We start from the raw sequence: 14011 nt of genomic DNA on the forward strand, positions 1-14011 counted from the left end.
CCGACCCCCACCCCGGCGCCGGCCACATACAACTCCCCGACCACCCCCGCCGGCACCGGCCGCAACCAACCATCGAGCACAAACAACGCCGCGCCGGGCACCGGCGCACCGATCGGCGGCGCCCCCGACCCCGCCGTCAACGGCGCACTCTTGGCCACCCACATCGTGGTCTCGGTCGGCCCATAGACGTTGACCATCACCCGCCCCGGCGCCCACCGATCCACCAGCTGGGCCGGACACGGCTCAGCGCCGATCACCAACGCCGTCGACTCCAACCCCTGCGGCCACAGCGCCCCCACCGCAGACGGCGTCTGAGTCAACACACTCACCTGCTGCCCAACCAGCAAGGCATGGAAATCTTGCGGCGAGCTGGCCACCTCATCGGGCACCACCACCAACCGCCCCCCATGCAACAAGGCAGCCCAGATCTCCCACACCGAGAAGTCGAACGCATAGGAGTGAAACTGCGTCCACACCTGCCCCGGCCCCAGCGCCACACCAACATCCAGGCCGTCGAACAGCTGGGTGACATTGCGGTGCGTGACCGCCACCCCCTTGGGCATCCCGGTCGTGCCCGAGGTGTAAATCAAATGCGCGATGTCATCAGCAGCCGGACCAGCCAACGCCGTAGACGGATACCCCTGCACCCCCGACCCGCTGACATCGACAACCGGCACGGCCAACCCGCCGAACCCACCAACCCGATCAGCGGTCGTCAACACGACGATCGGCGCAGCATCAGCAACCATGAACCCGATCCGGCTCACCGGCAGCGCCGGGTCGATCGGCAGATAAGCCGCCCCCGACTTGAGCACCGCCAAAATCGACACGATCGCCTCAGCCGACCGCGAAAACATCAGCGCCACATACTGACCCGGCCCCGCACCATACGCGGCCAGCAGATGCGCCAACCGATTCGCCGCCTCGTCAAGCTCGCGATACGTCATCGAACGGCCGTTGTAGGTCAGCGCCGGTGCCTGCGGGGTCCGCCCCACCTGCGCAGCGAACAACTCCGGAACCGACGCACCCGACACCGGCCCGAACAACACCGCCCGATTACCCCACCCATCCAGCCGAACATGCTCGACCTCATCAACCACATCCACCGACGACACCCGCGCAGTGGGCGCAACAGTCATCCCCACCAACACCCGCCACAACCGCCCAACCAACCCCTCCACACTGCCCGCATCGAACACATCGGAACGAAACTCGACCGTGCCCACAATCCCGGCAGGCGCACCGTCTTCAGCCCAGCGCTCGCTGAGCGAGAACGTCAAATCCATACGCGCCGTTTGGGTCTCGATCGGCAACGAGGACAGCTGCAACTCACCCAACGCCAACTCGGCGGCATCTCTGTCTTGTCCCGTGAAGTTCTGCCAACCCAACAGCACCTGCACCAACGGGTGATGGGTCAGGCTACGGGCCGGGTTGAGCCGCTCGACCAACACCTCGAAGGGCACATCCTGATGCTCGAAGGCCTCCAAGCTGCGCGCCCGAACCGCCGCCAACAACTCAGCCACCGTGGGGTCACCAGCGAGATCAACCCGCAGCACCAAGGTGTTGACGAAAAACCCGACCAAGTCATCGAGCGCAGGATCGCGCCGCCCGGCGATCGGAAAGCCCACCGCCACATCCGAAGTGGCGCTCACATTCGCCAGCAGCACCGCCAACGCCGCTTGCACCACCATAAAACTGGTCGCGTTGTTCTCCCGCGCAAGCCGGGCAACCTGTTGCTGTAGCTCGGCCGGCCAGTCGACGGCCACCGTGGCGCCGCGCTGATCAGCCACCGACGGATAAGGCCGATCGGTCGGCAGCTCGAGGCGTTCGGGCAACCCGGCGAGGGCTTCCTCCCAATACGCCAGCTGGGCGGCGATCAGACTGTCCGGATCTGACAGCTCACCAAGATGCGCGCGCTGCCACAGCGTGTAATCGGCGTACTGCACCGCCAGCGGCGCCCAATCCGGGGCGTGTCCCGCACACCGGCTGGCATAGGCCACGCCCAGATCGCGCACCAACGGGGTCAACGACCAGCCATCGGCGGCGATATGGTGCACCACCGCCACCAGCACGTGCTCATCCTCGGCGAGGCGGAAAAGCTGTGCCCGCAACGGAATCTGGTTCGCGAGATCAAACGTGTAGCCCCCCGCGGTGCCGATCGCCTCCCACAGCCGACTTTCTGGCCAGCCGGCGACATCAACGACGTCCCAACCGAAGTCGGCCCGCTCGACAGGGATAACCACCTGCTGAGGTATCCCGTCGACCGCGACAATCAATGTGCGCAGGCTTTCATGGCGGGCCACCACATCGCCCAACGCCGCACCCAACGCCTGCGCATCAAGGTGCCCACTCAGCCGCAACGCCGCCGGCATGTTGTAAACCGGTGACGGGCCCTGCAACTGGTCCAGGATCCACAACCGGCTCTGGGCGAACGACAACGGAACCACCGCCGGCCTCTGCTCCATCGCCACCAACCGCGGCAGCCGACCCGCGCCCTCACCGAGGCGCGGCGCCAACCGGGCCACCGTCGGCGCCTCAAACAGCGTGCGAACCGAAACATCGGCATCCAGTGCGGAATTGATCGCTGCGATCAAGCGCATCCCCGACAGGGAATCGCCGCCCAAGTCGAAGAAGGAATCGTCGACGCCGACCCGCTCGAGCCCCAGCACTTGAGCGTAGATGCCGGCCAAGATCTCCTCGGTCGGGTTGGCCGGGGCTCGGTACCCAACCGTCGTGTACTCCGGTGCCGGCAGCGCACGGGCGTCGAGCTTGCCATTGGGGGTCAACGGCAGCGCCTCCAAGACCACCACCGCTGCCGGAACCATATAGGGCGGTAGTCGGTCGGCCATCTGGACGCGTAGCTTGCCCGGGTCAGCGGTCCCGGTGACATAGCCCACCAGGCGTTTGTCGCCGGGGCGGTCCTCGCGGGCGATCACAGCCGCCTGCTGCACCCCATCGAGCGCGGCCAGCGCCGCTCGGACCTCACCGAGCTCGATGCGATAGCCGCGGACTTTCACCTGCTCGTCGGCGCGCCCCACATAGACCAACTGGCCATCGGCCCGCCAGAGCACCAAATCCCCAGTGCGGAACATCCGTTGTCCCGGCGCACCGAACGGACACGAGACGAATCGCGATCCGGTCAACCCGGCCCGCCGCCAATACCCGACACCCACCCCGGACCCGGCCACATACAACTCCCCGACCACCCCCGCCGGCACCGGCCGCAACCATCCATCCAGCACGAACAACGCCACCCCGCCTACCGGCGAGCCGATCGGCGGCACTCCCGAACCTGGCGTCAACGGTGCACTCGAGGACGCATACCACGTTTCGGTCTCGCCGTACGCGTTGATCATCACGCGATCCGGCGCCCAACGATCAACCACGTCGGTCGGGCACAGCTCGCCGGCCACCACCAACGCCACCGAATCCAGTCCTTCAGGCGACAACGCACTTACAGCAGAAGGGGTTTGGCTCAAGACGCCGACCTCTTCAGCAACCAGCAAGGCGTGGAATTCTTCCGGCGATCGAGCCACCGACTCGGGTATCACGACCAGCCGCCCGCCCTGCAGCAGCGCGCTACACATCTCCCACACCGAAACGTCGAAACCGTAGGAATGACACTGCGACCACACACTGACTGCCGGCAGGCCCGCATTCAACGGCGCCAACAGCTGGGTCACGTTCTGATGGGTGATGGCCACGCCCTTCGGGATACCGGTGGTGCCTGAGGTGTAGAGGATGTAGGCGATGTCATCCGGACCCGGCGCTGGTGGTGCCGTGCTGGGTTGGCTGTCGACAGCGGAGTCTTCGCTATCGATGACCAGCAGGTCATGCCGATCCAGCCGCGGGCGCAGCGCGGTGGTGGTGACAGCGGCGATCGGCGCGGCATCGGCAAGCATGAAGTCGATCCGGCTGGCAGGCAACGCCGGGTCGATCGGCAGATAGGCCGCTCCGGTCTTGAGCACCGCGAAAATCGCCTTAATCGCCTCAGCCGACCGTGAAAACAGCACGGCCACACAGGAACCCGGCCCCACCCCGTGGGCGGCCAACAGGTGCGCCAGCCGGTTCGCCGCCGCGTCAAGATCGCGATACGTCATGCAGCGGCCCTCGAAGGTCACCGCCACCGCCTCCGGCGTGCGCGCCACCTGCGCGGCGAACAGCACCGGAATCGACACAGGCGCGGGCGCGAGCTGGCTCAACGCCGCCCGATTGCCCCACGCCTGCAACTGGATGTGCTCAGCCTCAGCCAGCAGATCCACCGACGAGAGCCGCCGGGCCGGATCTGTGCTCATGTTCATCAGCACCCGCTCAAAGCGCTCGATGAGCACCTCGATGCTGGCGGCGTCGAACACATCGGTGCGGAACTCCACTGTCCCGCCGAGCCCCGCAGGCTCACCGTCCTCGGTCCAGTGTTCAGCCAGAGAGAAAACCAAATCCATTCGGGCGGTGCGGATTTCCACCGGCAGCGGCGTGACCTGCAGCTCGCCCAAGGCCACTCCCGCCGAAGAATTGCCGTCCTGCCAGGGAAGGTTCTGCCAGGCCAACATCACCTGAATCAAGGGGTGATGGGTCAAGCTTCGGGCCGGGTTGAGCCGCTCCACCAGCACCTCGAACGGCACATCCTGATGCTCGTAGGCGGCAAGGCTACGCCGTCGCACCTGGGCCAGAAGTTCGCCGACCGTGGGATCACCGACCACCTCTACCCGGAGCACCAAGGTGTTGACGAAAAAACCCACCAGCTGATCGAGCACGGGATCGCGCCGCCCGGCGATCGGGAAGCCAACCGCCACATCGCTGCTGGCGCTGAGCTTGCAAAGCAGCACCGCCAACGCGGCCTCGATGACCATGAAGGTGGTCGCGTCGTTCTCCCGTGCCACCCGCGCAAGCCGCTGCTGCAGCTCGGGCGGCCACTGCACCGCCACACTGGCGCCGCGGTGATCGGCAACAGATGGATAAGGCCGATCGGTCGGCAGCTCCAGATGCTCTGGCATCCCGGCCAGCGCATCCTGCCAGTAGGCCAGCTGAGCGGCGATAAGGCTATGGCTATCGTCCAGATCCCCGAACTGCGCGCGCTGCCACAGCGTGTAATCGGCGTACTGCACCGCCAGTGGCGCCCAGCCGGGGGCGTGGCCCGCACACCGGCTGGCATATGCCACACCAACATCAGCCGCCAGTGGCCTCAGCGACCAGCCATCTGCGGCGATGTGGTGCACCACGACCATCAGCACGTGTTCGTCTGGGGCGACGCGGAAAAGCCAAGCCCGGAACGGAATCTCGGTGGCCAGATCGAACGTGTGGCCCGCCGCGGCACCGACGGCCTCGGCCAACCGACTCTCCGGCCAGCCGCTGGCGTCAATGATCTGACACCCGAAACCGGCCTGCTCAAAGGGGATGACCACCTGCTGGGGTACGCCGTCGCACGCGACGAACAACGTGCGCAGGCTTTCATGGCGGCCCACCACATCGGCCAGCGCCGCAGCCAGCGCCTGCGCATCAAGCGCACCACTCAACCGCAAGGCCGCCGCCGTGTTGTACACCGCTGAGGGCCCCTGCAACTGGTCGATGAACCACAACCGGCTCTGGGCGAACGACAGCGGAATCTCCGCGGGCCGCTCCATCGCCGCCACCGGCGCCAGTCGACCCGCGCCCTCATCGATACGGCACGCCAACCGGGCAACCGTGGGTGCCTCGAACAGGGTGGCCACCGAAAGATCGGCGTCCAGGCCGGTGTTGATCGCCGCGATCACCCGCATCGCCGAGAGCGAATCCCCACCCAGGTCGAAGAACGACTCATCCACGCCGACCCGGTCCAGCCCGAGCATCTGGGCGTAAACGCCAGCCAGGATCTCCTCGATGGGGTTGGCCGGGGCCCGGTGACCACCCGCCGTGTATTCGGGTGCGGGTAGGGAGCGGGTATCGAGTTTGCCGTTGACCGTCAGCGGCAGCGCTTCCAACACCACCACCGCCGACGGCACTATGTAGGCCGGGAGTCGCTCGGCCAGCATGGCGCGGATTGCGGCAGCGTCTGCTGCTCCCGTCACATAGCCGACCAGGCGCTTGTCGCCCGGGCGGTCCTCGCGGGCGATCACCACCGCCTGATCAACGCCATCCAAACCGGCCAACGCCGCTTGGATTTCACCGAGTTCGATGCGGTAGCCGCGGACCTTGACCTGCTCGTCGGCGCGGCCGACATAGTCCAGTTGCCCATCGGCGCGCCAACGCACCAAGTCTCCGGTGCGATACATCCGTTGTCCCGACGCACCGAACGGACACGCCACAAACCGCGACCCGGTCAACGCAGCTCGGCCTACATACCCACAAGCCACGCCGCGACCGGTTGCATACAACTCACCGACGACCCCGGGCGGCACCGGGCGCAACCAGCCATCCAGCACGAACAGGGCCGCATCCGCCACCGGTGCCCCGATCGGCACTGTCGCGGAACCCGCTGCCAGCGGGGCGCTGATCGCCACACACATGGTGGTCTCGGTCGGGCCGTAGGCGTTGACCATCACCCGGCCCGGCGCCCACCGGTCAACTATCTCGGGCGGGCAGGCCTCACCGGCCATCACCAACGCCGCCGACTCCAACCCGTCCGGGGTGAGAACGGCGACCGCGGAGGGGGTTTGAGTGAAGACGCTGACGCGTTCGGCAACCAGCACATCGTGGAACTCTTCCGGTACGCGCGCCACCTCCTCGGGAACCACCACCAGCCGCCCACCGCGCAACAGCGCACCGAAGATCTCCCACACCGAGACGTCAAAGGCCAACGAATGGCTGTGCGACCACACCCCAGCGCGCGGCAGCCCGGCGTCCAACGATGCCAACAGCTGGGTGACGTTGTGGTGGGTGATGGCCACGCCTTTGGGCGTCCCGGTCGTACCCGAGGTGTAGATGAGGTACGCGATATCGTCCGGGCCCGGTTCCGGCAGTGCGGTGCACGGTAAGGTCTGGATTCGGGGATCGTCGATATCGATGATCGGCACGTCGTGGCCGTCCAGTCGGTCAGCCAACCCCGCCGTGGTGATGACGGCGATCGGCGCTGCGTCGCCGAGCAGGAACCCTATCCGCGCCGTCGGCAGCGCCGGGTCGATCGGCAGATAGGCCGCACCGGTCTTGAGCACGGCCAGAATCGCGGCGACCGCCTCTGCCGAACGGGAAAACATCAGCGCCACATAGGAACCCGGGCCCGCGCCGTGAGCAGCCAGCCACTGCGCCAGCCGGTTCGCGGCCGCATCCAGCTCCCGGTACGTCCACGAACGCTCACCGCACACCATTGCCACCGCATCGGGGGTGCGCGCCACCTGGTCGGCGAACGCCGTTGTGATCGACAGCGCTGTGGTGGCCGGCCGGGACAACACCGCCCGGTTGCCGATCTCATCCAGCCGGGCATGTTCACCGGCGTCGAGCAGATCGATCGAAGACAACGACCGTCCCGGATCGCGCGTCATCGCCACCAACATCCGCTCGAACCGCTCGGTCAACGCGTCGATGCTGTCCCCGTCGATAACCTCGGTGTCATATTCCACCCGGAAGCCCAGCTCGCGACCCGGGAGGGCTTGCATCGCAAGCGGGTAGTGGGTGCATTCGTGACTGGTGAGATCGGTGACGGTCAGGTCTTTGCCGTCCGCCAGAGCGGCAGTGTCCAGCGGGTAGTTTTCGTAGCCGAACAGCGCGTCAAACAGCTTCTCGTGACCGGTGATTCGATGAATCTCAGTCAGCGCCAGGTGCTGGTGCTCAAGAGTGTCATTGTGGGCGTTTTGCAGGTGGTCCAGCAGTTGCGACGTCGTGGTTGTCGTTGTGATAGGTGCCCGCACCGGCACCGTGTTCATGAAAAGGCCCACCATCGATTCCGCGCCGGCCACCTCAGGTGGCCTACCGGAGACTGTGGTGCCGAATGCGACGTCATGCTGACCGGTCAGCCAGCACAGCAGCTGCGCGAAGGCGGCCTCCAGCACGGTATTGACCGTGGTGTGGCATGAGCGGGCCAAATCGCTGACCGCCCGGGTGATTTGGGCGGACACCCGAAATGTCTTGACGCCACGGGGGCCGAGGGCCAATGTCTGCGGCGGTCCGATCAACGTTGGGGTGTCGAAGCCGGCGAGCACCTGACGCCACGCCGCGCGGGCGGCATCGAGGTCGCGATCGGCCAGCCAGGTCAAGAAGCTCCGATAGGGCGGGGCCGCTGCCAGTCGCTGCCCGCTGAACCTCGCGAAAATTTCCTGCAGCACGATCGACATCGACCAGCCATCGAGGACGATGTGGTGATTGGTCAGCACGAACCGGTGGCGATCTGGTGTGATGCGGATCAACGCCGCTCGAAAGGCGGGCTGGTGGACGATATCGCCGACGGCGGCGCGTTCAGCGGCGCGAATCTGTTGGATCAGCTCTTCCGCGTCGGCGTCGAGGCCGGCGACGTCGACTTCGAGATCTACATACCGCCACTGGAGCACGGGAGCAGCCGGAACGACCTGCACCGGCTGGTCAGGCTTCGGGCAGAATCGGGCGACCAGATGTGGGTGCCGGTCGACGACGGCGTGCACGGCATCGCGTAGGCGGCGTTCATCGAGTCGACCGCTCAACGTGATATCCAGCTGCACTGCATACAGATCGCGGTTGTCCCGCGCGGTGCTGGCGTGGAACAGCAGTCCCTGCTGCAAGGGGGTCAACGGCAGAATATCGGCGATCTCGTATTGCTGAGCAAGCTCATCGATCTGTTGTTGACTGACTTGTGCGGGCACAACGTCGGATGGAGTCAGGCCGCCGCCGCCGTGTCGCACATGGGCGCAGATACCGCCGAGGGCGTCAAACCACAGCCGGCTGATCCGGCCGACCGCCGCATGATCGAGCTTTGATGGCGCCCAGGTCCAGTCGGCATGCAGGCGCGGGCCGGTGTCAGTGTCGACGGTGACTGCGTTGACCTCCACGGTGTGCATCAGCGGCATGGGCACCGCCGCGGTGGCACCGGTGAGCGACACGCCGTCATGGCTGATCCGCCAACCGTCACCGGACGCGTCGGCGGCTGCACCGAGACGCCCGAAATAGTTGAATCCGATTGGTGGGTCTGCCCCGTCCAGGTCAACGTCGGCGTTGAGGTAGCGGAGCACACCGTACGTCAGGGGATCGGGGAGGGCGCGAAGTTGCTCCTTGGCGTCTTTGAGCGCCGCCCCCAGCGCCGCCTCGCCCGCCAGCACCTGCTCCCACGACAATCCGCCCACGGCCAGCGCCACAGGGTATTTGGTGGTGAACCATCCCACCGTGCGCGACAGATCGACGTCGGCCGCCAACTCCTCATGACGGCCGTGGCCCTCGACGTCGATGCCGACCGGTGCGCCGCCCTCGCCCAAGAAATGCGCCCACGCCAAGGCGAACGCGATCAACAGGATGTCCTGCACTCCGGCATGGAACGCCGCGGGCACCTCGCCAAGCAGCATGCGGGTGGTCTCGGCATCCAGCGACACCGACAGGTGCCCGGCGGTGGCACAGGTATCCACCGCCGGCTCGACCGCGGGTAGCGCGGCCGGAACCCTCGCCACCTGCCGCCAGGCACCCGCCTGGTCCACGACTTCGGGACTACGCGCGTGCTCGGCCAGCAGCGACGCCCAGCGGGTAAACGATGTCCCGCCCGCCGGCAACCTCACCTGCTGTCCGCCGCGATGCTGGGCCCACGCGATATTGAGGTCTTCCAAAAGGATTCGCCACGACACGCCGTCGATCGCCAGATGGTGAACGATCAGCACCAGCTGGCCGGCGGAGGCAACCCACAACGCGCTGAGCATCGCCCCGCTCGCCGGGTCCAGCCGGGACCGCGCAGCCACGAGCGCGTCATCGCAGAGCACGTCCACCGTGTGCAGGCACTCTCCGGCATCCACCGACCCCGCCTCGGGCACCGTCAACGACCACCCGCCCTCGCCGTCGTCATCGACGCGCAGCCGCAACATGGCGTGCCGATCCAGCAATGCCTGCAACATGACGACCACGTCAGCGTCGGTCACTCCGGCGGGGGCCTGCACCGCCATGGTCTGGTTGAACTGTTCGATCGGGCCGTCCACGCCGTGCAGCCACCGCATGATCGGTGTCGCGATCACCGGTCCGACACCCTCGTCCGCCGCGGTGTTCTCACCGGTGGCCACCGCGGCCACCCGGGCCAGCCGCGCCACGGTTTGCTCGACGAAGATGTCGCGCGGCCGGCACAGCACGCCCGCGGCTCGCGCCCGGGCCACCACCTGCATCGCCGAGATGCTGTCTCCACCCAAATCGAAGAAAGGCTCGTCGACCCCGACCCGCTCGAGTCCGAGCACCTGGGCATAGATGTCGGCGAGGACCTCCTCGACCGGGTCGGCCGGAGCCCGGTACTCGCCGGCGCTGTATTCGGGTGCCGGTAAGGCGCGGCTGTCCAGTTTGCCGTTGACCGTCAGCGGTAGCTCGTCGAGGGCCACCACCGCAGCCGGAATCATGTACGCCGGCAGCCGCTCGGTCAACTGCGCGCGTATGTCGGCCGGGTCGGCGGTTCCGGTGATATAGCCCACGAGGCGTCTCGGGCCGGTGCGGTCTTCGCGTGCGATGACGACCGCCTGCTCGACGCCATCCAATTCGGTTAGAGCTGCGCGGATTTCGCCGAGTTCGATTCGATAGCCGCGGATCTTGACCTGTTCGTCGGCGCGGCCCAGGTACTGCAGCTGTCCATCGGCACCGCGGCGCACCAGGTCGCCGGTGCGATACATCCGCGCCCCGGCCCCGCCGAACGGGCAGGCCACAAACCGCGACCCGGTCAACCCCGCCCGGCGCCAATACCCGACTCCCACACCGGCGCCGGCCACGTACAGCTCCCCGACCACCCCGGTCGGCACCGGCCGCAACCAGCCGTCCAGCACAAACACTGCCGCCGACGGCACCGGCGCACCGATCGGCACCACGCCCGCACCCGGAGTCAGCGGCGCACTGACCGCCGCATACACCGTCGTCTCTGTGGGGCCGTAGGCGTTGATCATCACCCGCCCCGATGCCCACCGATCGACCACCTCGGCCGGACAGGCCTCACCGGCCACCACCAACGCCGTTGCGTCCAACCCGTCCGGCGAGAGCATCGCCACCGCTGACGGGGTCTGACTCAACACGCTGACGTGTTCGGCGACCAGCAGGGCATGGAAATCCTCGGGGGAACGAACCACCGCGTCAGGTATCACCACCAGCCGCCCGCCATGGAGCAGCGCACCGAAGATCTCCGACACCGAGACGTCGAAACCGTAGGAATGCCACTGCGACCACACCTGCCCCACTCCCTGTGGCAGCCAGCTGTCCAACGACGCCGACAGCTGGGTGACGTTGTGGTGGGTGACCGCCACTCCCTTGGGTACACCGGTCGTGCCCGAGGTGTAGATGAGGTAGGCGATATCGTCCGGTTTCGGCAGCGCTAGTTCGGTATTGGGTTGGGCGTCGACGACAGGATCGTTGACGTCGATGACGATCATGTCGTGGCCGTCGAGGCGCGACCGCAGTCCAGAAGTGCTCACCACGGCGATCGGTGCGGCGTCGGAGAGCGTGAACCCGATCCGGGATGCCGGCAGCGCCGGGTCGATCGGCACGTAGGCCGCGCCGGTCTTGAGCACCGCCAGGATCGACAGGATCGCTTCGGCCGAGCGAGTAAACAGCAGCGCCACACGTTCGCTGGCGCGTGCGCCATGAGCGGCGAGCCGGCGCGCCAACCGGTTCGCAGCCTCGTCCAGCTCCCGGTATGTCCACGTAAGCTCACCGCAGACCAACGCCACCGCGTCCGGGGTCCGGTCGACCTGCCGGGCGAACATGGCCGTAACCGTGGCCGGCGAGCTCAGTGGCGCGGTCAGCACCGCCCGATTGCTCCAGCCCACCAACTGGGCATGCTCGCCGGCGTCCAGCAGATCCACCCGCGACACCCGCTGAGCCGGGTCGGCGGTCACCGCCACCAACACCCGCTCCAACCGTCTGATGAGCGCCTCGATGCTGGCCGCGTCGAACACGTCGGTGCGGAACTCCACCGCCCCGGCAATCCCGGCGGGCTCACCGGCCTCGCTCCAGCGTTCGCGCAGGGAAAAGGTCAGGTCCATTCGGGCCGCCTGGGTATCCACCGGGATCGGGGTGGCCTGCAGATCACCCAAGGCCAACCGGCCCGCGGGGTCATCGGTGTGCCCGGGAAGGTTCTGCCAGGCCAACATCACCTGCACCAGCGGGTGGTGGGTCAGGCTTCGGGGCGGGTTGAGCCGCTCCACCAGCACCTCGAACGGCACGTCTTGATGCTCGAAGGCCTCCAAACTGCGTGCGCGGATCTGAGCCAACAGCTGAGCGAAGTCGGGATCACCGACCAACTGCATCCGTAGCACCAAGGTGTTGACGAAAAACCCCACCAGCCCATCGAGTGCTGGGTCACGCCGTCCGGCGATCGGGACCCCGACTGCCACATCAGGGCTGGCGCTGATCTTCGAGAGCAGCACCGCCAGGGCTGCCTGTACCACCATGAAATCGGTGGCGTTGTGCTCACGGGCCACCCGAGCAACCCGCTGCTGTAGCTCGACCGGCCAGTCGACGGCCACCGTGGCGCCGCGGTGGTCGGCAACCGGCGGGTAGGGCCGGTCGGTGGGCAGTTCCAGGTGTTCCGGCATCTCGGCCAGGGCCTTGTGCCAGTAGGCCAGCTGAGCGGCGATCGGGCTGTGCGGATCTGAGAGTTCACCGAGTTGCTCGCGTTGCCACAACGCGTAATCGATGTACTGCACAGCCAACGCGTCCCAGCCGGGGGCTTGCCCGGCGCTGCGGCTGGCATAAGCGACGCCCAGATCATGCACGAGCGGGTTGATCGACCAGCCGTCGGCGGCGATGTGGTGCACCACGACGACCAGCACGTGTTCGTCCTCTGCGACGCGGAAAAGCCGCGCCCGCAAGGGAATTCGTCTGGCCAGATCAAACGTGCAGCGCACCACGGTGTCAATGTCCTCGCGCAGGCGAGCTGCCGACCATTCCGTCGCGTCTGCGACGTCCCAGCCGAAATCGGCCCGCTCAACGGGGATTACGAGCTGCTGGGGTGTTCCCTCGGGCGCCGGGAACAGCGTCCGCAGGCTTTCGTGGCGGCCGATCACATCCGCCAGCGCCACACCCAGCGCCTCGGCGTCCAGCCGACCACGCAGCCTCGACGCCACCGCGATGTTGTACACGGCCGACGGCCCGTGCAACTGGTCGAGAATCCACATGCGTTTTTGGGCAAACGACAACGGAACTACGGCGGGCCGGTCAACCGGCACCAACGGCGGGAACCCACCCTCGCCTCCACCAATACGGGGCACCAACTGGGCAACGGTGGGTGCTTGGAAGAGGGTGCGTATTGCGAGGTTGGTGTTGAGGGTGGTGTTGAGGGCGGCGATCAGGCGCATTGCCTGTAGTGAGTCGCCGCCGAGGTCGAAGAAGGAGTCTACGACGCCGACGCGCTCCAGGCCCAGGGTCTGGGCGTAGATGTTGGCCACGATCTGCTCGGTCGGGGTCACCGGGGCCCGGTACCGATCGCCATCCTGGTAGTCAGGGGCCGGCAACGCGCGGGTGTCGAGTTTGCCGTTGGGGGTCAACGGCAGGTTGTCGATCCCCACCACCGCGGCCGGAACCATGTAGGCCGGCAACCGCTCAGCCAGCACGCTGCGCGCGTCGGTCGGGTCGGCGGTGCCGGTGATATAGCCGATCAGGCGTTTGTCACCGGGGCGGTCCTCGCGGGCGATCACCGCCGCCTGGGCCACCCCCTCCAGGGCGGCCAGCGCCGTCTGGATCTCGCCGAGCTCGATGCGATACCCGCGGATCTTGACCTGCTCATCAGCGCGGCCCAGATAGTCCAGCTGCCCATCAGCGCGCCAACGCACCAAATCCCCGCTGCGATACATCCGTTGCCCCGGCGCACCGAACGGGCACGCCACAAACCGTGACCCGGTCAACGAAGCCCGCCGCCAATACCCGACCCCCACCCCGGACCCGGGGGGGTGGTCGGCGAGTTGTATGT

The 14011-nt window shown here is 67.0% G+C and carries 1 protein-coding gene; it reads right to left on the reverse strand.

What is annotated here, in order from left to right; all coding sequences use genetic code 11:
• Positions 1-14011, reverse strand: a 14011-nt coding sequence (locus AU185_RS13260) for a non-ribosomal peptide synthetase (RefSeq protein ID WP_286143116.1), incomplete at both ends; no start/stop codon positions are given.

Origin of the sequence: Mycobacterium sp. GA-0227b, from assembly GCF_001499855.1 — a bacterium.
Lineage (GTDB): Bacteria > Actinomycetota > Actinomycetes > Mycobacteriales > Mycobacteriaceae > Mycobacterium.